Below are 21794 nucleotides of genomic sequence, written 5' to 3' on the forward strand. Positions count from 1 at the left end.
ACGCCTCCGTGATTCGGCGTCACAGACAGAATTACGGACGATTCAGCGGATGCAACCTCGCCTGCAGCAGATGTGGGTAATCGGAAGCTTCGCCATATGGGTACCGCCAATGCCGGGGATCGACATCAGCAACTGACATTGCTGGTTTCTACGTGCTTCGGCGAGGAGCTGCTTCCCTAACCTAGCCGCCTGGAGGCGCAGACTACGCCACGCTTCGAGTAAGGGCAGGGTTATCCTCGAAAGGCCGGCGTTGTCGGCCAGGAGGGAGCGAACATGCACCTCAAACTTGCCACCCATACTGCATGGAACGACAAGGCCGAACGTTTTCATCAACCCTCGAATCTGGTTCGCCAGATCCAGTGTTGTTCGCATGAGTTTCGTGCGAGCCGCGACCAATGTCCGAGAAAGCATGCTGTCGAAGGACTTTACTCGGACTTCGCGGAAAAAACCGACCTCCGCCAGATGCGCGAGCCCGTCGGCGTCGTTGGCATCGGTTTTGTTGGCGGCCATATCGAGCGCCGCTTTGGCGTGACGAGCGTCGACGCAAATGGCAGGCAATCCCTCGGCGCGCAACGCATGATAGAACCATACCGAAAGAGGGCCCGTTTCAAACACCACGCGCTCTATATTTGGCGCTCGCATGCGGACAAGTTCGGCTATGGCGGCGGGATCAGAGGCGCACTTCCCGCGCCAGATCCGCTTGCCCGCGCGACGGATCGAAATTGCTGTCTCTTTCATTGATACGTCGAGACCGATATACTCTGCCATGGCTGTTCTCCATTGATGCTGGGCCCGGCGTCCAGTCGAGAGCCCGTATCTCATCATATCGGGGAGCAGCCACCTTCCAAGATCATGATCGGATCCTGAGGGCCTCGTGCCCGCGATTACACCATGTATGTCCTTCTTGGTAGAGGTGGCTCGCCCTACACTGGTCTTCCGAGGGTTGCTCGGATAGGCCGAGCCGATCCTCATCACAGGAGGACGGTAAGCGCGTAGGCCATCCCACGTAGCGCCAGGATGGGAAATCGTTCATTTTCAGCGTGAATCATGCTGGGAATCCTATGAGTGAAGATATGAATCAGGGTCGTACGTTCGAAATTCTGACGGCGGAGCCGGTGCGAACGCGGCGGAAACCGAAATCGTGGTCAGATGAGGACACGGTGAAGCGGAGGTTCGTGAGTCCGTCACCAGAAACGTCCGTTACTTGGCGATTCGGCGAGAATTCTGAGAGAAGAGTGATTTTTGACATCGCCTGGAAACGTCAAACATCAGCCGGTGCGCAAAACGATTGCGTACCTTATTATTTGACCTTAGCGTACTGGCAAGCTCGTCGTCGACGATGCGGTGGGCTTGGCACAATGAGAGCTTGTCTGCGAACGTTTTGTGTCACCTGCCAGGTAGAAGATCGCGAATTCGATCGCGGCGACGCCGTGGCGATCGGCGAGGAAGCGGCGCAGGAGTGCAAACGGTTTTTCGCTTGCTTCATTGGGTCAGCCGAACGGATGAGAGATATTGCGTAAAGAGCGCTGACAAACCTGTCGTGATGTCTGCTGACGACGAGGCAGAAATGAACAGGCTCTTGGAGGATGCGCAGTCGGCAAGCGCATAGGGGATGTAGTCGCGTCTCGTGATGCTGGTCGATACGCCGCTATCCATGGTGCCGCCCCAGTTGCTCTTCCAATTGGCGCTCGCCATGGTCGCGCCGACGGTGGCATTGTAACCCCAGTCCGTGGTGATCGGCAGATATTCGGTGTAAAGAACCGCCATGGTCGCGGACTGGTTTTTGACGTAGCCGCACCAGTCCGGATTTAGCGGCGCCACCTTTTTCAACGTGCTTGAGCCCTTAACCACCCATCCGCGCTGTGATTGCACGCCATCCGTCAGCAGGAGAACCAGTTTGAGCGGTTTGGCCAAGGAGGTGCCGTCCCCACCGGTACCGACCAACTTCTTCAGCGCCGTCAAGGCGACGTCAAAATAAGTATAAGTCGTCGACGTCGCGCTTGTGAGGCCGTAACTGTCATCGGACAGGCGTTTGCGCGCAGTCGTGGTATCCAGGGTCGGAGCCAGAACTTCCGTGGTTGTGTCCCCCAAGCTATATAGTCCGACTTTGATACGTGTATGATTGCTGTCGGATTCGTCGATCATATCGAGCACTTCACCGACGGCGTCCACGGCGACGTCGGCGCGCAGCTTTATTTTCTTTGCGATACTATAGGCGTAGTTGTTGGCATAATACGTGCCGCTGACTGTGTGTTCGTCGCCCGTGTGGCAGGCGAACTGGCATCTGATGCCAGAATACATGGTCTGCTGACCTGCAGTCGTTGCCGCCAGAAGCATCGAAGGGGATTTGTCGATGACGACGTACACGTTGAGATAGGACGTGGCCGGCCCTTTGACGGCACTTGCTACGCTGACGGGAACGGTAGTGATATTCGCGAGCTGCATCAAGGTCGTCGGAACGGTGCCGCTTGCCGTCGCCGTTATGCGATGGTTGCTCGTATCGATTTCGATGTCGCCAAGCGTATAGCTGCTTTCCACCTGCGCATGGAACCAGTCAGAAACCTTTTCCTTGAGAGCGTCGGTGTCTTCGGTGTCGATCTGTTTGACGGCGGCGATCAAGGCCGCGTCAAGATTGCTCTGCATGCTCTGCCTGACATTGTAGGCCCGGATATAGTCGAAACTCGCTCCGACAGCGAGGAGCATGGGCACCATGGCGAGGGCAGTGACGATGGCGACGTTGCCGCCTCTATCGTTTCGCAGATGGCGAAGGAGTTTAAAGAGCCGACTAAGTGAATATGAAAAATCCGAGCTCAAAAACCACCATCACTTAATTGCATAAAAATAGTGATGACGATAACGTATCGAAGAAGGTTAACCCTTTGTGCACTTCTTCTAGATCCTAGAGAAAAATGCCGTCTCGATTCTCTCTTCCATGCGTATATCTTACATTGTTCGCGGAATTTGGATATCGCTACTCCACCGTCGCCCTCGTATTTCTTCAACGTCAGGCTGAAGCCGTGATCAGGCGTCAGCGAATGCGATAGTCTCGATGGACAGCGATAGTGGAGTATTTCGCGTGAGGCGGAACAAGGAGAGTTCGCACTGCGGAAAAGCCGAAGAGGAGCGTTGCAAACCCCGCTCTCGTTTCGTAAGCGCAGAGAATATTCCTCACTTTGATCAGGTGAGATGTTGTCGCGCGAAACCCTGAATCAATCCCATGCCACCTGCAACCAGGAAGTTTGCAACAGAACCAGGCGAGAATCGCATTACATCTCAACGAGGGCGAAAGCGGCCATGCTCTTGCGCGCGCCGTCTTCCTTCACCAGCTGATATCGTTGCTCTTCTCGCAATGATCGGCAGGATCGACGGCGGGTTAATTGCAAGCATTTGAAGGCACGATAGTGACCGAAAACCAAGCTTCGCGCAGGCGACGCAAACCGTTTTGGGGCATACGTCTTTCCAAGCCGACATCTGCCCTGCGCTCCCTTTTCACCCGACGCCATTCAGAGGGCGTAATAGTTCAATCCAAAGCCGTTAGATCGTCACAACCGCATCGTGAATACCACGAAACTGTGCGGTTGGTAGCCAGCTTCCCTATTCACTATCAAGCACCTTCTCGGCCTGCTCGTTCACCGGGCCTGGCTCGACCTTCGACGCGGCGCCTGCCTCCGGCCCACCCTTGGCGACACCGACCATGGCCGGCCGCAGCACCCGATCGCCGATGGTATAACCTGGCTGCACCACCTGGACGACGGTGCCAGCCGGAACCTCCGGGCTAGGCACCTCGAACATCGCCTGGTGAAAGTTCGGGTCAAACTTCTCACCCTCCGGCACAAGCTTCTTCACGCCGTGCCGTCCCAGCGCCAAAAGCATGGCGCGCTCGGTGAGATCGACGCCCTCGATCAGCGCCTTGAAGCCGGCATCACCGCAGGCCTTGGCCTCGGCCAGAATGGCATCGAGCGCGCGGCGCAGATTGTCCGACACCGACAGCATGTCGAGTGCGAAATTGGCCACCGCGTAAGTGCGCGCATCATGCACGTCGCGCGTGGTGCGCCGCCGCAAATTTTCCATTTCGGCCGCGACCCGCAGCGCGCGGTCCTTCAGTTCCTCGTTTTCCTTCAGCAGCCGCTCAAGCGCTTCGTGATTGCCGCCGCCGCCAACTTCCGCACGCTCGCCGGAAGCCCCGGTGCCTACCATATCTTCGGACGTGCGTTCGTCTTTTGCCTGGTCGCTCATCGCGTTTCCCGTCATTCGAATTGGTCTCGGTTTGCACCCGATATCGAGGTTTGGGGGCCAAAAATCAAGGGGTAAGAGCTCGCGGCGGATGTCGGGCCATCGCTCCAAGTTAATTCAAATTTTGCCGTATCACGCGGCTTTGCTTGTCCTCGAATGCCGATCCGCGCTAACCGTTTCAATCCAAACAACTTCGCTTTCCCTTAGACCCAATGACCGTCATTCCCTCCCGGTTCGGGAGATCGTGAGTAGCATGGGATTTGTCCGTGCCACTAACCAGGAGAATGACGATGACGCAGACGAAGTTTGTTGGGCTTGACGTTCACAAAGAGACGATCGCTGTTGCGATCGCCGATGCAACACGAGATGGCGAAGTACGCTTTTACGGAACGATCCCGAACACGCCAGAAGCGATCCGGCGCCTTTTCGATCGCTTGTCCGCGTCGTGTGCGGCTGATCTGTACTTTTGCTATGAGGCCGGTGGATGCGGATATGGAATTTACCGGCAGCTTCGGGAGTTGGGAGCATGCTGCGACGTCATCGCTCCGTCGATGATGCCTAAAAAGCGGGGCGACCGGATCAAGAATGATCGACGGGATGCCGTGACGCTGGCGCGGCTATTGCGGGCTGGGGAGCTGACGGCAATCTGGGTCCTGGACGAAGACCATGAAGCGATGCGTGATTTAGTCAGGGCTCGGCGTCAGGCGAAGGACGACCTTGTCGCCGCCCGGCAAATGCTGCTCGGATTCCTGTTGCGGCACGGGCGTAAGTATACAGGCAAGACAAACTGGACCCGGCGGCATTGGGGCTGGCTTGGAGAACAGGCCTTCGGCTCGCCACACCAGCAATTTGTCTTCGGTGAATGCATCCGACGTATCGAGGAGACGCAATCTCGGTGCGACCGCATCGACCGGATGCTTCAAGAAGCACTGAGCGGCTGGTCGTTGGCGCCACTTGTGAAGGCGCTGCAGGCATTGCGCGGCGTCGGTCTCGTTGTCGCTGCCACATTGGTGAGCGAGATCGGCGATCTCGGCCGCTTTCGAACGCCGAAGCACCTGATGAGCTGGCTCGGTCTGGTGCCTTCGGAAGCCTCAAGCGGCACACGAACGCGGCGCGGAGCGATCACAAAGACAGGCAACGGTGAAGCGCGGGCCATGCTGGTCGAAGCCGCCTGGTCCTATCGCCTACCAGCGCGAGAAGAACGAAGATACAGGACGCGGGTGGAGGATCTTCCGGAGGAGATCAGAGCTATTGCGTGGAAAGCCCAGACCCGACTGTGCCAACGATATCGCCGTCTCACCGCAGCAGGTAAGTTGCGGGCAAAGGTGATCACCGCTATCGCGCGCGAACTGGCCGGCTTCGTCTGGGACGTAAGCAGGCATGTGCAGCCACACGCCCTTGCGGAAGAACACAGGTGATCTGCATTCCCAAGGATCTGGGGCTGATTTGAACATACCAACCTGACCGGCGTGCCGCGAAATCCAGGCATGATGGGCAATCCTCGGTACCCGTTGGGGCAAGCTTCGGCTTATGCCCGTCCTTAGAGCGAGGAAGACCCGCGACGAAAATGGGAAATGCGGTAGCCAACCCGCGGATGAGAGCGTGATCAATCGTCGTCCGATCGGATCGCGGCACACCGGTCAGGTTGAAATCAACCGCCGTCGATGTAAACTCGGCGAGGTCGTTCTATGCTCCCTCACACCCATGTCGGCAGAAATGCCCACGGAGCCCCTGATAGTGGCGAACCTGGGCCTGCCAGAGTTCACTCGCTGGACCCGCCGTCAGCGGCAACTGTGCCGCCGCCTGCTGCAGATAACCCAGGGTGTTCCGGGCGATCCTGAGCAGCGCGCGGTAGTGCTGAACCCGTTTGGGGCGACCGCGGGTATACTCGATCGCCCGAGCCCGCTTCTTCGCCGAGCGGCAGTGATCGTGCCAATGGATGGTGCTGCCAAGCGAACCCGCCTGCTGCAGAAGACGAACCATCACCCGCAAGCAGTCCCACAAAAGACTGCTGTCGCTTGGTTCGTGGATCAGCGCCGCCGTGACGGTGCTGTCCATACGCACGACCTTGCCGCTTTCCAACCTCTCTTGTCGGGCGCTGGCCAGCAGCAATTTGTTGACCGCTTCCCAAGTGTCCGCCCGGATCGCGCTGATCGTCTTGTGCAAGACCGACTTTTTCGGGCTCCACCCCCATGGCAGCCGGGCAAAGGCCCGAAACGAGGCGGAATCTTCCAGATGAAACGCCAGTTCCTGGTAGCTCAGCTGGCGGTGCTGTTTGAGGAGGGCACAGCGTAGCACCGCCTCCGACGGCAAACCCTGCCGGCCAGTCTGCGTGACCCCCTGTCGGCGCAGATCGGACGCCACCAATTTCAAAAGATCGCGATGGCCATCCAGCCACTGCGACATCGCCTCCAGCTCATGACCGATGTCGTGCTCGGCGAAAAGATCGAATATGCTGCCCTGGACGGTGCGTTCTTGGCGCATTGTCGGCTCCGGCGGCTGCGGGTTTGTCTTTAGAATCAGTGGCTTGATGCTAAAGTGTACCCAAAACCGCCGAGCCTTGCCCGCACAAAAAACGCGATTTCCGCAATAATTCCAAAAGCTTGCTGTTTATGGACGGGCACTAACTAGCGACATGCTACCGGCCGGCTGCCGCGGTTTTGTAGCGGTTCGCTGAAAGCCGGACGATCTGCGACGGGCGTTCGGCTTTCTTTTTTCTGCCGCTGTCATCGACTTTGGCGACCCGCTTACCTTGGTTAGCCCTATGTGGTAGCATGCGGTATAGCTTCCCAAGCCGGGCATATGCCCGAGCAAAGCGAACGTGACAACCTAAACGCGGAAGGCAACGTTCGCGGAAGGCTGGACATGCCGATCGGGATTCCGGCCTTCCTTTGCCAAACGGTATGGCAAGTTGTGAAAATTATGATAAATTCAAATAAAATCAACGATAACTGCGGACTATCGTCCCATAGCTGCTCCCTTTACTGCAGCGACAATTGTTTGCCCCATTGTGGAATTTGGCAGGAGGGATGCTTTGGTCAATGGAGTCATCGAAGTGAGCCTCGATCGAGATGACAGTGCGAATTTCACCCGCTATTTGCTCCCGAGGCAGAGTCGCTTCTGCTAGCAAAATGCCCATTTTGCGCCGATCCACGAGAGAGCAGTTCGCATCTATGGCGATCCGACGCTTAGGCTTTTCTCGACCTTTACGCGCCGCCCTCCTGAGGAGGGCGCGACGCGATCACCGCCAGCGCGCCTCGGAGATCACCTTGCGCAGCGACCAAACCGCGGCCCAAGCCTGCTCTCGTGACCGCAATCCCCCTTGCCGCCGAACAACCGTGTGTGCTCCCTCTAAGGTCAGCAATTGTCTCAGGCGCCACGCGCAGCCGAAACAGCAAATCGGCAATCGGCTGGTGCTCAGTGGCAAGATGGCATAGCTATTGCGGTGCATACACAGCGTGGGCGCGACAAAGGGCGCTGTTGCAAAAATTCTGAGGATGCCCAAAAGAGCGCCGAAGATTTTTGGCGAGAGTTTTGATAAGCGATTTCAAGTGGCGTCATTTTCAGGGAGAAGTGATTTTGTGGGCGGTGCGTTGGTATTGCCGCTATGGCGTCAGCTATCGCGACCTTGAGCAAATGATGGGCGAGCGAGGCGTGCCCGTGGATCATTCTACGATTTATCGTTGGGTCCAGAGATATGCGCCGGAGATTGAAAAGCGGCTGCGATGGCTCTGGCGCCGGCCGCAGTCAACGAGTTGGCGCGTCGACGAAACCTATGTGAAGGTTCGCGGACGATGGACGTACCTTTACCGAGCCGTCGACAAATTCGACAACACGATTGACTGGAGTGCACCCCCAGGGTGAGACAAGGAAAAGCGCATCAAATTATCACTGGGCTCACGCAGTCCAGTCGAGTATCGAGAAAGCCTTGGCCTAACTGTATAAATTAGTCCAACTTTTTATCCGCATCCCCACCGGCTCAGTTCTGCGCGGAAACCAACACATTGCAGCCATGCAGGTGGGGCAGGGGTTGTCTAGTACGTCCACTATGGGTTGAGGTGCGCTGCGAGATCGCGCGCTCTCGTGTGCTAATTGGACTGGCGTTCCGTGCTCTCGGTTGCGCCCCCTTGGGCGGCAGCTATTGTGATGTCGGCACCAAGGCCGACGGCAATTTTTCATTGTTGCATAATCCACGCCGTCACCGACACTAGTTCCTGTTCGGTCGGCGCCCGCGGCGAGGAACTTCCGGCGTCGAGCATGTCTGCCAAAAGTTCCAGCCGGGTGCCATTTATATACCGTCCCGGAAGCGATAGCTGAAATACCAGTTGCTTATTAGGATCGGTCCTGCCGAATGGAGAGGCGGAACCGATAAAGCGGCCGGAGGGTGTTCGAAAGCGGATTTCCGCTCCGAGCGGCAAGGGGCCGGTCACGATATTCAGCCCCACGATTTCATCCGGGCGCGGCGCCCGCTGCAGGTTCACGACAATTCTTCGTTCTTGACCGGCCATCTCCGCCCTATTCCCGCAACAGGTCCCCGCTGCCGTTGTTGTCCGGCTAAATATTTGACCTGATATTCTGCGCCGCGGAGCTCAGAACGACCCCACCTGAATGTCGGTCAGCTGCGTTTCCGCCGGCATGCTGCCTTCGACGCGCTTGCTCTCTTGCGCGACCACAACGGCAAAGTCGATCGCTTCACCCGCTTTGAGCGTACCATTCTTGATCAGCGTGTCGAGCGCCTTGTCGATGGGTATGGTGAAGCTGACCGTCCCGGTATGTTTGTGGCGAACGCCGAAGAATTCGAAACTGCCGGCAAATTGTGGTCCATCCGGATCCAGATCTGGCGTCGTTCCTTCGGGGAAAATGAAGACGAGGTAATTCAGTCCACCAACCTCCATCGGCGGCGTGATGCTGACTCTGACAAATTGACGTGACTGTTCCGACGGCTTGTGGGCAACATCAACCAGGTCCTGCGAAACCGTGAGCTTGGCGATCGCCGGTTCGTTTATGGCCATGGCGATAGACGGAGCCACGGTTGCTTCCAAGACCGGAATCGGATTTGAACGGCGAGCGGTTGCAACCGTAATGACGTCTTCGCCGCTGCCAGCTTCATAATCATAGTCAAAGGCGCCGATTGCGAGGTAATCGGCGGCCTGAATCTTGTCGGCCACGGGGCTGCCATCAGCGTTAACATAAAAGAGATAAGGTTCAGGGTCGTACTGCCCCTGCTGTGCAGCCGTTGGCCCGATAGGCAGGCCCATCGCCTGCTGCTTGCGGGTCCAGACATCCCACAAACGGTCGATGTTGCAATGATGCAGGAAAAAGATAGGGTCGAGCGGCGACAAGTTTTGTGACATGAGCCCATATGGAGCTTTCTGGCCGCCGACGCTCATATGCACGCGGTTATGCGGCTGGCCTTCGAGAATGGAGAAGCCGACAGGTGCCACTTGATGGCTTGAGGATACTGGGCTGTTGAAGGCAAGAGTCGGACTGCCCACGTCATTGGCGAATATCGTCGGCGCCAGCGACGCCTTGATGGTGTCGATGTTAACCGCAACCTGGGTGGCGGGATTGAGCTTCGGGTGCTGCGCCGTCAGGAAGCGGGCATTCGGCTGATTGGCGAAGCTCGCCATCGCGTCGTTCCATAGCGCATCAAAATCCGGATAGCCGCGCAGGTTCTGCTGCTCCAATTGGGCGGGGCTGAGATCGTCCCAATACGCCTTGATCGGCTCCTGCATGATATCTTGGAAGCTGTTGCAGTCGGGAATATAGGCGGAGCTGTTGACGGGATCGAGTATGGTGCCGAACAGCGGAGGCAGAACCTCGGGGTTGGCCGTCCAGTCCCAATACGGTAAGGCGAAATCTGGATTGCCGCTCAATTCGCGGCAAGTCTCTTCGAAATAACCCAGATAGCCGCGGTGCCAGCTGGTAAACCACCAGTCGCCATGGGGGCAGTCCATCAGATGGATGAAGCCATTGCGGTACCAGTTGCGCTGATCAGAGGGGGGAAGCTTCAGCATTGCCGCCACGGCGTCCATATAACTTTGCAAGTCCTTCTGCCCATCGGCGCTGGTCATGTTCTTGCGCCTATATTTGGTCGCCGCCCGCAGAATGCTCGGTGTAAAAAGCGCTGTTCCAGCGGCAGCGGTAGCGCCCTTGACGAACGAGCGGCGCGAAATCGTCAGAAATTGCGTGCGTGTCATCGAGTTGATCCCACGATTGAATGTTGATCCGAATGTCTTCGAGCTGCGGCAAATGCTGGAGCATCACTGCCGCACAGCATACCAGGAGGCGACGTAGCCGGCTGCGGCGACCCCATGCGAATGCGGGACGTCGCGGACGATGCTACCGACAATGGCGTCCCTTTGATCGACGCCATTCGGCCAGTTTGGCACGATGTAGCCGCGATAGCTGTAGATCCAGGTCTCGCCGGCCACATCGCCCTTTCCAGTGAATTGCAGCTCGACAGGGTCTCCCGGACGCACCGTACCGGTCAGTTCCAGCGACCACCCCGGCCCACCAATGGTTCCGCCGACCTTGCCCCGAGCCAACTCGGTCAGCACCAGCGTTCCCTGGCCAAATTCCAGCGCATTGAAATCAACCGATAAATCGGGATTGTTGATCAGGCTGCGATAACTCCAAGTGCCAGTGAAGCTCATAGTTCCTCTCAATGGCGATCGACGCCCTAATGATGGCCGGAAACGGTGCCACCCTGGCCGTCCGGCAGGGTGATCCTGATGTTCTGCATCATGCCCTGGTCCTCATGATCGAGGATGTGGCAATGCAGAACGAACTCGCCGATATAGCGCTGGTAGCGCGTCCGCACGGTGATCGTGTAGCGCGCCGACGGATCGGTGCCGGGATTCTTGATCCACAGCGTGTCCTTCCAGACATTCTTCAAGCCTGGATATTGCGGATCGCCGTCGTCATCGGCGCCAAGCGCGCTGACATCGTTGCCGGCCGCATCGACAATTTTGATGATCTGAAACGGATTGACATGGATATGGAATGGGTGGCTGACGAAATCCGAGCGGAGCGTCCATTCGTCGACTCCGCTCAGCGGCAGCGTCCGGTCGATGCGGTTGGGATCATAAGGTTTGCCGTCAACCTCGAAGAAGGTGGCACTCGGCTGTTTCACATCGATGTTAAACACCAGTTGCTGCTCGCCGGTGACCTCGCCCGCTGCGATGTCCGGATGGGGAATAAAGCTTGAGAGCGACATCTCGTTCCTGAGGTCATCGATAACCTTGCCGGCAACATTCTGTGACATCGTGCGCTCAGCCGCCGAAATCAGCCAATCCTGCAGATAGGTGCCGATCTCGCCATTGACGGCATGGCCGCCTACTGCAGTGACTATGCCGAGAAGCCGTCGGCTTGGAGCCTCCTGGTTGACGCTGGCCGCTGCCGGTGCGGCGCCATCGATGATGCAGTAGTCACCCGCTCCTGGCAACACCACCAGCGCGTCAACGCGGTAGCCCGGTTGCAGGACCGCTTGCTGCCGCATCTGCACCTGCGCCATTGTCAGCCCGTCCTGGGCCACCACCCCATACGGAATAGTATCCTTGCCGCAATTCTGGTCGATCCATCTGTCGGTGTCCGCTGCCGCAAGCGTGCGGAACGCGGTCGTCCCGGTCTTGCGCCGGATTTCGAAATTGATGGTGTCGCGAACCCCGGCGTGTATCATCCGCCACCGCTCGACCGAGCCAGCCTCCGCTGATGCCAACTGACCAAGCACCTGGCCGTTGATGCTGGTGAAGCGGCCCGAAGCCGGCCAACTGCCAGGTCCGAACTGATCGTAGCTTTCGATGCCGCCCACCTGTCCTGGCTGGCAATCATAAGTGATGTCGCCATTGTTATCGGTGCAAGCATATTGAATCTGCTGTAGCACCAAAACCCGTTCGGCGATATCGGAGCCGCCCGGCTGCTTCAATAGGCGGTCAATATCGCCAGTCTCGGTCGGTGTCGGCATGCGATCGCCCCGGATGATCAACGCCCCGGACATGCCACTCGACACCTGCAATGCGGTCGATCCGTGTAGGTGTGGGTGATACCAGAAGGTGCCGGCGGGATGGTCAACGGGGATGTTGTATTCATATTGGAACGAAACGCCGGGACGGATTGAGATCAGCACATTATCGCCATTGCCAGACGGATTTACCCAGAGACCGTGCGAATGCAGGTTGGTACCGTTGAAGCAATGGGGGGTATTGGCACTGCCACCGCCGATGCCGCAGGTCGAATCCTGAGGGAACAGGTTGTGAAGCGTTACCCGCGCCGTCTGACCGGGCCGTACATCGATGGTCGGTCCAACCAATGGCGTGTCGGCACCGGATAAGCCGGTCTGGCGGGCGTCTTGATAGCCGCGCAGTTTAACGTGGTCGTAGCGCGCCGTGGCCGGATTGTAGATCTGCCGGTCGAGATAGGTAGCGTTCATATCGAGCAGAACCTCGCCCGGAAATGTCGCCCGGCTCTGTTCGAAGGTTTTCAGCATCCCCTGGGATTTTGTGATAGGTTGCAGCATATAGGCCGGGGGGTTAGTCACGGCCCTGACCTCTTGAGCGACTGCGAATAGCGCATGGGTGACCGAAAAAACGCTCGCCACACCGAAGATCGCAATTTTGTCAGACACAGACAAACAACCCTCCCAAACCTCTGCCCGAAGTTTGTTCTCCCCGGGTCGAACCGCATCCACAAAGTTCTACTGCGTCACCATGCGTTCACCTGCAATTCGGCTTTGACTCGCGCGCTTTCTCGGGAGAAGTGAGCTAGACGAACAGCATTTTACTGTGGGCGATTTCAAGCAAAGACCTTAAGCTTGAAAACTGGACCCCGCGTACAGCTTGTCGCTCTAGACACGGGCACCATCAGAAACCTGCGTGCCATCCGATGATTACAACTACATTCCTCTTCAGTCCTGCAAACCATATAGCGCGATCAGTGTCCTTGTGCATCCATGCAAAACTAGTGACTGTGTATTGAGACTAGACTTATTTGTTTCGCGCCGGTCGACAGCTGCCGCCCCGCGACGAGAAAGTTTCAAGACTCGTGCCACTCTGGCCGGATCGAGCCTCAGAAGGAATCTTGTGCTTATGCTTCAAGGACTTCCATGAGAGCGCGATAGGAAGCCGGGCGGAACAGCACCATGGCGCACACCTGACAAACCTGACAGCAGGTGTCGTAGGCCTGACATTTTTGTGGGGAGCATCGTTACGTGCGGCAATACGCGTCTCACATTGTTTGTTTGTCGAGCTGCACTTGAGCAACGCCTTGACGCTCATGTCGCGGTCACCGCCGCGGGCATCGTAAACTTAATCGCGATTGGCGACGGATTATCACGATGGCCTGGGTTTTCACTCAGACGCGAGCGATTTCCAACCATAAGTTCATCGCTGCATCTCGTAGTTCGCGATGATGGCTGGAGGGAATGTCGTGGCGAGGGATATGAAAGATGGGGTATTCGGCTTGAGTCCCTGCCTCAACATCGCGGGTCTGAAGAGGTGCTGCGCTTCGAGTTGATGATAAACGTGGTCATGTGAGAACAGCCACAAGCATCAATGAAAGGAAGCGCAGCATGAAGTATTTTGCAGGCCTTGACGTTTCGGTGCAAGAGACATCGATATGTGTCGTCGACGAGACCGGCCGGATCTGCCGGGAAATGAAAATCGTCAGCCACCCGGACGACCTGATCCGGGTGCTGAAGAACCCTGACTGGGACCTTGTGCGGATCGGTCTGGAAGCGGGCCCGATGTCGCAATGGCTCTATAGCGGCCTAGCAGAAGCAGGCCTTCCGGCGATCTGCATCGAAACCAGGCATACGAAAGCATTCCTGAAGGCGCAGGTGAACAAGACGGACCGCAACGATGCGCGTGGCATCGCGCAGATGATGCGGGTCAATCTGTTTTGTCCCGTGCATGTCAAGACGCTGGCCAACCAGAAACGCCGTGCCCTGTTGACGGCGCGCAAGCTGCTACAGGAAAAAGCGCTGGCTTTCGAGAACGATATTCGCGGATTGCTGCGCAACTTCGGCCTGAAGGTCGGGATTGTCGGAGTGGGAAAATTCGAGGAACGCATCCACAATCTCATTGAGGCCGTCCCGGATCTGCAAGAGGTCATCGCTCCTTTGCTGGAAGCGCGGAGAAAGCTGCGGGAAGAGTTCTCACAACTGCACCACGGCCCAGTCGCCCGAAAGTGCAATTTTGGCCAACTCAAAGAACGGATGGCGAACGCGGGATCAAATAGAATCTGACGGCGTGCCTTGATCTTTCAAGGCACGGTAGATGGTCATCCTGGATATGTTCAGGTCACGGGCAACGGCGGCTTTGGTTGCACCAGCAGTGATCCGCCTACGGATCTCCGTGTCATCGACATTCTTTTTCCGGCCCTTGTAGATGCCTTCAGCTTTTGCCGCGTCGATACCCGCTCGTTGCCTGTCTTTGATGAACTTGAGTTCCATGTCGGCAACCATGCCAAGGATGGTGACGACCATCCGCCCCATAGTTCCGGCTGTCGTGACTTCGGGCTCAAGAATGCGGAGTGACGCGCCCTTTTCGTCAAGCTCGTGAACGAGATTGAGAACATCGCGGGTAGATCGGCCGAGCCGATCGAGCCGCAACACCACCAGCTCGTCGCCTGCATGTAGAAACTGCATGATGGTTTCAAGTTCAGAACGACCTTTCCGTGAAGCGCCCGATCCGGTTTCCGACCGGATGATTTCGCAACCGGCCGCTTTCAGGCGCTCGTTTTGAATGTCGAGGACCTGATCCGTAGTGCTGACGCGGGCGTATAATCCCCGGACCAAAAGCACCTTGAAGCGGGCCCGCGATCAAGTCACCGCGGAATATCCAAGACGAACTGTCGTAGATGTTGCTCCATCGAACCAGGGCAAAGACGGCAGCGTGGTGCATTTCCCAGGTTTTTGCCTTGTCTCGCCACGGAATGGAGAACAGCTGATAGGACCCCGGCATAGATGAAGGGGCATTCCAGCGGCATCTGCGGCTGTGGCATTCGCAGGATCGAGAACTTCGCACACCGGAGGAGACGTCGGCAATTCCCGCGATTCTTGACGTTCTCTGAGATCCGCCTCATCGGCGGCCATCAAAAACTGAGCGTGGGTTAGCGAAGATCCTAATGTCACGAAGTCGGAAATGATCCATATACCGCTGCGAGATTGCTCGGACGTTGCAGCTGGCCACGCCGCAAGTTCGCGGCGAAGGGTTCCGGGCGTCCGCAAGCTCCGTTGGTCGTCGCCCGAGCATCGCAGGCACAGCCCGAAGAAACCTTGGAGAGCAAGACCGTCATTCGGGTCAGGCCCGCGACCTGGTTCGCTAATCCGCCGCGCCCCGGCTACATTCCTGGGTTTCTTGGTCAAGGGTCGGAAGTTCCATTGCCAAAAATCCCCGAAGCGCTGGCAGGGGACGTCGTGAAGCTATCGGACAATACGACCGAGCTGAAATATATGCACTATAGCGTGGTGATGTCGGCATCTCGACAATTGGCCTGGTTTTCCGCCGTCAATATCGATGGATCGGTCATTCAGAGGCTCGCGCGTACCGATCGAAACCCCGATCGGCCGGAAGCGGTCAGGACCCGAGCAGGGGAGCTCGAGGCTGCTGATGTTTGGTGGTTCGATGGCCGACTGTCCCCCGATGCCCAGGTCGGTGGGATCATCTATGACGGGACAGATTTCGACTATGGTCATCTGACTAGGCGCCTCGATCCCGTTTGGGGAGATGATCGAACCGTACGGATTGCCAATGACGACACTTTCTATATGACGAACTGCACCCCGCAGGCGCATCGTCTGAATAGCCGGCTTTCTTGCTGGTGTCGTACCAGGTAGCAGCCGACCTCTGCGGATCGGTGTCGATCACAAGGACCTTGTAATCGCCTGCCGCGAACTCTCCCGCTAGCAGGATAGTCGTCATTGTCTTGCCGCAACCACCCTTCGGCGAGCCGATAGTGATTACGAATGGGCGTTCGTCGCTTTCAACCACGGCCATCCCTCATCTTTTCCCTTCGCGATTCTTGCGGATCACAACATGCATGGTTCGATGATGAGATGGGGTAATGATTCAATGTATCAATGACCAGATGAATAAATGACGAAATTAAACAATGACACAATGAAGCAATGAACTCATGTGGTCATTGTCACATGAAATCATGTAAGATCAATGGGTTGAATGGAGATGAATTAATGATTCATGGGTTGATTAAGTTGACAAGATACGCAATTTGGGTCCAAATCGCTGAGCAGTTCGTCGCGTCGCGTCGCTTCGACCTGGACCGTCTTCGACGGGAGACCCATGCATCACCGCGAGGAAGTTTTGGCCGGAGCCCCTGAACAGAAGGACACAAGAAAGCGGGCTAGGATCGATGTAGGGGCTGAGGCGAGCGCTCTCCTGGATGAGGCTTCCAAAGTGTTCGAGCTTGATCGCGCGGAAACGTTGCGGCGCATAATCAGAGCCACACTGGATGTTGGGCCAGCTCTCACCGCCGACAATTCACGAACTGTCGCGGCGTTGGCCTCGCAAGTCCGGATGGTTGGGCGAAACCTCAGTCAGCTACTCCATGCCATCCACTCCGGCCGTGCCGTGCCGATGGAAGCCGCACTGCCGATCTGGGAAGCCTTGGATGAACGGGTGAGAGCGGTCGACACTGAATTGACGGCGATGACGATCGCCCATGGCCTGAAACTTCGCAGGGCCGCGCATCTGCTGGACGGTGAGGAAGAATGAGCCTCGACCAATTGGCAATACAGGCAATAGCCGATCGGATCCGTGCGAGCGCTGCTTACGAGGCAGAAAACCGCAAGCGACGGCACCAGGCCGCATTATCCTTTGCTGCAAATGACGATGATTGGCTGTTCAAGGCGGTTCGCGGCCGGAGAGGAGAGGGCGGGTTCGGAGGAACCCGGCGACCAGAACCAGCCATACCAAGTGCGTCGGGTCGAGAGCTTGATCCGCCACGTGGGAAAGCTGGGCGAGTGGGTCTCGCGCTACCGACGAAACGTCCGCAGGTTGCCGGCGCTGCTTCCCCGTCGACGACGGCCGGCAAGCTGGCGGCCGGATATCAACCCGCCGTTCTGAAGGTGATTTCCTACGGGCATGGTGTCACGAGGGCGACTGCTATCGGACAGTATATCCAGAAGGAGGGCGTCACGCTCGAAACCCACGATGCCCGCGTGCTGGCAACACAAAAGGCTGTTGCCGACGAAATGAAGGAATGGGCGAAGGGCTTCGACAAACGCCGGGAAAGCGAGGATGTCGCCACATTCCGGCTTTCGTTAGCGGACGAGGGGAATGCTGAGCGCCTTGCACAAGCGGTGCAGGCCGGTTTCTCCGGACATGGGTTTGCCTATCGCATAGATACAGTCGATGACGGATCGAGTGTCGCGCGTGTCGTTGCGACGATGGCAGGACATAGTTTCGTGCGCGGTGAAAACGGGAATGAGAAGGTGAATCACCGGTTTCACCTCACGGATCGCCGTCAACGAGATCGGCAGTTTTCCGCACCCACGCAGGCGATGATCGCCGCCCGGATCTCTGAGGCGCTTGGAATCCAAGAAGAAGCGGTTTCGGTGAGACCGCTAGGGGAACCCAGCCACGGCAAGGCCGGTGTCGTGTTCCAGCTCTCGCGCCTTATCCACGATGGGGCCGCGGTTGGCACCGATGGCGCCGCAATCGCGTCGGAGGCGGCGGTTAGGCAGACGGCACAGTCCTGGGACAAGAGCCTCAATTCCTACAGGCCGCGCGACACGATGCACATGATCCTGTCGGCGAAGACCGGGGAAGACGGGGAGGCCCTGGTTCGAGCTGCACGTGGGTTCCTGCACGAGCAGTTCCCAGATCACAAATTTGCCTTTGGCATGCATGCTGACATGGCGGAGGAGGGCGGCCATATCCATGTCCACGCCATCGTGGCCGTGAAAGGTGAGGATGGCCAGCGACTAAGAGCCGGCCCGGCGCAGCTTCGAGAATGGCGCGCCCTCTATGCTCAGCATGCAGAAGCCCAAGGCATGAAAATCGTTGCGACCTCCGCAGCCTATCGCGCCTCATCCCAAAGCTACGGTCCGCGTGACAAGGCGATCGTCTCGGCGGCCGACACGCCGCGGCAGGGCAGGGAGGCGCGAGATCGCACCTATGCACGGGCAAACCCGCATGTCATTCAGAAGGCCCGCCAGCGCATCAATGATGCCAAGGCCAACCCGATAAAAATTCCGGTTTCGGCGCGTCAGCTACAAGCGACGCAAGCGGGCCTTCAGGACTGGCGGTCCGTCGCTGCAGCTCAGCCAAACAACGCGATGGCGAGTCAATTCAATGATCGGATGACGCAAGCCGTTCGGTCAGGTACTATCGTGGCGGCTATTCGAGACGGAAAGGGTATTCGAATGAGTTCAGATGCCACCGCGGATCAGATGCGGGAAAACCTGAAAGAGATCAACGACACCGTTGCCAAGACGGCCGCAATGATGAACGGCCAGACGAGGGCCGAGTTCTTGCGCCGGGCAGGTCCCACCATGGAACTGCTGGCGATCCGAACGGATCTCAAATCCATGCAGGAACGTGGTCTCACGCATATCAGCGAGGACCAGGCCCAGCAGATTGCCGGCCCGCGCGCCGAAGCATTGATTCACCGCGCTCAGGAGATCGAGGCGGCCGAGCGGCTTGAGGCGGATCGGGCGCGCGACATCCGCAATCGCGCCATCGAGCAGGAAATTCGTGACGAGCGAGCTGGATCGGCCGATCCGACTTCGCTTGAACAGGTTGCGCAAGACCGTGAAATGGTTCGCAATGCCGAAAGTAATGCGGCCAAGGAAGCGCGTGAGGCGCAGGCTGCCGGCGAGGCCGCTCGCGCATTGGCGCAGAATCCGAGCGAACGGCTTGATCCCAACATGGTCAAGGGCGAACGTCTCGAGGAGCTGCAGCGCCTGCAATCGAGAAGCATCAACACCTCGCCCGTCGATGGCGAGGAACCGGAGTCACAAAAGCCGCAGCAGCAATAGCCACCTCGTTATTCAGCTTCACGTAGGCTCGTTTCTCCCGAAGCGGAGCCCCGGTAGAGCGAGGGCTCCATTCGGCATGCACTCGCTTTGATACGCTGGATGTGCTACAGAGAAAGCAGAGGATTTGACCATGGCAATTGCAGCAGAAACCCGTATTCGATCCACTCCCGTCCGGATTTCCGCTGAGGAAATCGAACGGCGCCGCGACATCATTCGCCGCGTCGATCATGAGAATTTGCTTGAAGGCCAGCGGCGCCATCCAGAGACTGATCACATCTTCGAAGCTTTCATCAATGGTGAGATCGAAGTTTCGGAAATGATGCCTCGCCTCAAACAGTATCTTGCAAACCAGACCCGGTGACATGCCGGGCTACACGCTTCCAGATGGCCAAACCCTGAAAAACAAGCTCGGCGCCACCACAAGCGTCGAGCTTGAACGTTTGGAAACCCCGCATATCGCCATTCGTCTCGCAGAAATCGCCATGGGTGTAGGTCCTCACGGCAATCTGGACCTGGCGCACCTCAAGGCGCTGCATCACCACATCTTCCAGGACGTCTATGAATGGGCCGGCCATACCCGTGACGATCGTGTGCGGCTTGCCGATGGCGAGCTCGCCTATCAACCAACCCTGCGCAAGGTCGAAGGTGAGGACTTTGCGATCGGACCCCACATCCCCGACCGCCTGAACCGCGTCTTTGGAGAGCTTGCCGCCGAAGATCATTGGCGGGGCCTTGACCGCGAGACGTTCGCCATGAAGGCAGGCGAGCTCCTCGCCGAAATCAACAGCGTCCATCCGTTCCGAGAGGGTAATGGTCGCACGCAACGAGCCTTCGTGGTCGCCTTGGGCGAGCGGGCTGGTCATACCCTGCGCTTCGATGTGGTGTCGCGAGAGCGAATGTTCCGGACGAGCGTAGCCGCCCATGAGCATGGCGACGTGAGCGGCTTCCAGCGGATGATCCGCGAAATCACAGATCCTCAACGCGTCTCTGCCTTGCGAGAGGCGCAGAGTTTCCTTGATCAGCATCGAGGAGCGGTCGATTGGCGCGATCACTATATGGCCACCACGGAAGGGGAGCGCAACTATACCCTAACCCTCGTTGGCCGGGCGGGGCCAAATTTCATGGCACGCACCAGCACTGAGATCCTTGTCGGTCGCTCGTCCGATTTGCCAAACCCACCGCCTGAGAACGGCGTGACGGTCACCATCACAACGGCAGCTCGCCAGTCGGAAGAGCAGTCTCACGCGCAGCGCTTGAGCCGTGGGATCAACGTCACGCCCGTTGTCGGTGCAGATGATTCACAAAAATCCGGACCGCAGAAAATCTGACCGATGCATTGAATTTGAATGCTCCCCGTCAATTTGCCGCTTGGCACTCAGTTGTTGCTCGATGGTGTCATTTAGGATCTTGACGCCGAGTTGATCGCCATCGACCTTCCGGAGGAGGGCGAGCTACTTCTCAGTGCTTGGCGCGGCTCTGCACCTCGACAGAGAGCGCGGTGAGCCGATCTTCCTCATCTGTGGCGAGGCGCGCGAAGGCGAGCTCCTGGAGGGCAGCGGCGGCTTCCGTCCGTGTCCAGCCATATTGCTCGGCGAGGTGTAAGACCTGATTGAAGGTGGTCTCGAGGGCTGCCTGGCAGTCGAGATCACGGTCTGCATAGGGTGCGAGCTTCTTTGGCATGACGAGCATGGCTGTTCCTCTTCCGTTCCGGAAGTTTTAGGACTAACGCATAAGGGGAATCTTGTCGAGATGGTGTATCCTATTCAGCCCGATCGAGATTTTGTTCGAAGTCCGATCGTCGCCAGCTCTTCCTTGATCTTCTCCTGCCCTGCGAAAAAAGGAAAGGCTTGCGGCATATTGAAGTCTGGTAATCGTCATTCAATTGCATTACATTGGGGTCGATACAGGAGGCGACCATGGCTGCAAATGCTCTCGTTCAAACCCGCATTGATTCCTCGGTTCGGGATCGTGCATCCGCCGTGCTCGAAAGCATGGGGCTGACGGTTTCCGATGCCGTGCGGATCCTGCTCACCCGGACCGCCAATGAAGGTGCACTGCCGCTCGAACTGGTGACGAGCAGCGAGACGCATGATGCCTGGTTCCGGGGCAAGGTGCTGGAGGCGCTGAACGATACGCGGCCCGATATCCCCGATGATGAGGTCGAGGCACACTTTGCGGAGCGGCGCGCGGCGGCACGCCGTAAGGCAGCCGACCTGAAACCTTGAAGCTCATCTGGTCCGCCTTCGCGCTCGCCGATCGCGATGGCATCTTCACCCATATTGAGGCCGACAATCCGGCCGCCGCCGCCTCGGTCGACGAACGGATTGCGGCCGCCGCCCGTCGTCTGCGGGATTTTCCGGAGAGCGGCCGTCCCGGCAGGATTGCCGGGACACGCGAGTTGGTGATTACCGGCACGCCTTATATCGCTGCCTATGTCGTGACGGAAACTGCAGTCCGCATTCTCCGTGTCCTGCACGGCGCGCAGCAATGGCCCGAAGCTTTGCCCGAAGACTGACATATGTCCAGGACCACCGGCGTACCGCTGTCGAGGCCGATTTTG

Annotated in this window: 15 protein-coding genes and 7 pseudogenes; 10 read left to right on the forward strand and 12 right to left on the reverse strand. The window is 57.9% G+C overall.

All coding sequences use genetic code 11. The features are described from left to right. Positions 1-105: 105 nt before the first annotated feature. The 3 genes and pseudogenes from QA648_RS34870 to grpE all read right to left on the reverse strand — a co-directional run. Positions 106-768, reverse strand: a pseudogene (locus tag QA648_RS34870) (transposase); the annotation flags it as partial. Positions 769-1482: 714 nt separating this feature from the next. Then, positions 1483-2814, reverse strand: a complete 1332-nt coding sequence (locus tag QA648_RS34875) for a TadE/TadG family type IV pilus assembly protein (protein ID WP_283052022.1) — start codon at positions 2812-2814, stop codon at positions 1483-1485. Between the two features lie 780 nt (positions 2815-3594). After that, on the reverse strand, positions 3595-4236 hold the full coding sequence (gene grpE, locus QA648_RS34880; protein WP_283052023.1) for a nucleotide exchange factor GrpE: 642 nt from the start codon (positions 4234-4236) through the stop codon (positions 3595-3597). 287 nt (positions 4237-4523) lie between these two features. On the opposite strand from grpE, the gene QA648_RS34885 reads away from it, so the two are divergent. Next, positions 4524-5651: an IS110 family transposase gene (locus QA648_RS34885; protein WP_283054917.1), complete on the forward strand. Its 1128-nt coding sequence runs from the start codon at positions 4524-4526 to the stop codon at positions 5649-5651. Positions 5652-5958: 307 nt separating this feature from the next. Here the strand turns inward: QA648_RS34885 and QA648_RS34890 are convergent. Beyond that, positions 5959-6717 (reverse strand): annotated as a pseudogene (locus tag QA648_RS34890) (transposase); the annotation flags it as partial. A 1053-nt stretch (positions 6718-7770) separates the two neighbouring features. Between QA648_RS34890 and QA648_RS34895 the strand changes: the two are divergent. After that, positions 7771-8079, forward strand: a pseudogene (locus tag QA648_RS34895) (IS6 family transposase); the annotation flags it as partial. Between the two features lie 329 nt (positions 8080-8408). Here the strand turns inward: QA648_RS34895 and QA648_RS34900 are convergent. The 5 genes and pseudogenes from QA648_RS34900 to QA648_RS34920 form a co-directional block, all read right to left on the reverse strand. After that, complete coding sequence (locus QA648_RS34900) at positions 8409-8741, reverse strand: hypothetical protein (protein ID WP_283054918.1); 333 nt, start codon at positions 8739-8741, stop codon at positions 8409-8411. 81 nt (positions 8742-8822) lie between these two features. Continuing rightward, the gene (locus tag QA648_RS34905; protein WP_283054919.1) at positions 8823-10433 is read right to left on the reverse strand and encodes a tyrosinase family protein; all 1611 of its coding nucleotides are present in this window, start codon (positions 10431-10433) and stop codon (positions 8823-8825) included. 63 nt (positions 10434-10496) lie between these two features. Further along, a complete protein-coding gene (locus QA648_RS34910) occupies positions 10497-10889 on the reverse strand; it encodes a hypothetical protein (RefSeq protein WP_283054920.1) in 393 nt (130 codons plus the stop codon). A 26-nt stretch (positions 10890-10915) separates the two neighbouring features. Beyond that, positions 10916-12865 (reverse strand): multicopper oxidase domain-containing protein, encoded by a 1950-nt coding sequence (locus QA648_RS34915; protein WP_283054921.1) that lies wholly within the window; start codon positions 12863-12865, stop codon positions 10916-10918. Between the two features lie 719 nt (positions 12866-13584). Further along, positions 13585-13680: pseudogene (locus tag QA648_RS34920) on the reverse strand (IS6 family transposase); the annotation flags it as partial. Positions 13681-13801: 121 nt separating this feature from the next. Between QA648_RS34920 and QA648_RS34925 the strand changes: the two are divergent. Beyond that, positions 13802-14398: pseudogene (locus tag QA648_RS34925) on the forward strand (transposase); the annotation flags it as partial. A 96-nt stretch (positions 14399-14494) separates the two neighbouring features. Here the strand turns inward: QA648_RS34925 and QA648_RS34930 are convergent. Continuing rightward, positions 14495-15028, reverse strand: a pseudogene (locus QA648_RS34930) (recombinase family protein); the annotation flags it as partial. 480 nt (positions 15029-15508) lie between these two features. Here QA648_RS34930 and QA648_RS34935 point away from each other — a divergent pair. Continuing rightward, complete coding sequence (locus QA648_RS34935; protein ID WP_283054923.1) at positions 15509-16069, forward strand: DNA/RNA non-specific endonuclease; 561 nt, start codon at positions 15509-15511, stop codon at positions 16067-16069. Between the two features lie 34 nt (positions 16070-16103). Here QA648_RS34935 and QA648_RS37120 read toward each other — a convergent pair. Then, a pseudogene (locus tag QA648_RS37120) lies at positions 16104-16229 on the reverse strand (hypothetical protein); the annotation flags it as partial. 540 nt (positions 16230-16769) lie between these two features. Here QA648_RS37120 and QA648_RS34945 point away from each other — a divergent pair. From QA648_RS34945 to QA648_RS34960, 4 genes are all read left to right on the forward strand, one after another. Continuing rightward, the gene (locus QA648_RS34945; RefSeq protein ID WP_283054924.1) at positions 16770-16967 is read left to right on the forward strand and encodes a hypothetical protein; all 198 of its coding nucleotides are present in this window, start codon (positions 16770-16772) and stop codon (positions 16965-16967) included. Positions 16968-17215: 248 nt separating this feature from the next. Next, positions 17216-19234 (forward strand): hypothetical protein, encoded by a 2019-nt coding sequence (locus QA648_RS34950; protein ID WP_283054925.1) that lies wholly within the window; start codon positions 17216-17218, stop codon positions 19232-19234. A 124-nt stretch (positions 19235-19358) separates the two neighbouring features. Continuing rightward, entirely contained in the window at positions 19359-19595 is a 237-nt protein-coding gene (locus QA648_RS34955) for a hypothetical protein (RefSeq protein ID WP_283054926.1), read from the forward strand. After that, entirely contained in the window at positions 19576-20562 is a 987-nt protein-coding gene (locus QA648_RS34960) for a Fic family protein (protein ID WP_283054927.1), read from the forward strand. Before QA648_RS34955 ends, QA648_RS34960 begins: the two co-directional genes overlap by 20 nt. A gap of 130 nt (positions 20563-20692) precedes the next feature. Here the strand turns inward: QA648_RS34960 and QA648_RS34965 are convergent, their stop codons facing one another. Then, the gene (locus tag QA648_RS34965; RefSeq protein ID WP_283054767.1) at positions 20693-20923 is read right to left on the reverse strand and encodes a hypothetical protein; all 231 of its coding nucleotides are present in this window, start codon (positions 20921-20923) and stop codon (positions 20693-20695) included. 227 nt (positions 20924-21150) lie between these two features. On the opposite strand from QA648_RS34965, the gene QA648_RS34970 reads away from it, so the two are divergent. Beyond that, positions 21151-21459 (forward strand): type II toxin-antitoxin system RelB/DinJ family antitoxin, encoded by a 309-nt coding sequence (locus tag QA648_RS34970; protein WP_283054768.1) that lies wholly within the window; start codon positions 21151-21153, stop codon positions 21457-21459. Next, on the forward strand, positions 21456-21749 hold the full coding sequence (locus tag QA648_RS34975; protein WP_104825436.1) for a type II toxin-antitoxin system RelE/ParE family toxin: 294 nt from the start codon (positions 21456-21458) through the stop codon (positions 21747-21749). The genes QA648_RS34970 and QA648_RS34975 overlap by 4 nt, the downstream gene beginning before the upstream one ends. Positions 21750-21794 lie beyond the last annotated feature (45 nt).

This window comes from Rhizobium sp. CB3171, assembly GCF_029714265.1.
GTDB lineage: Bacteria > Pseudomonadota > Alphaproteobacteria > Rhizobiales > Rhizobiaceae > Rhizobium.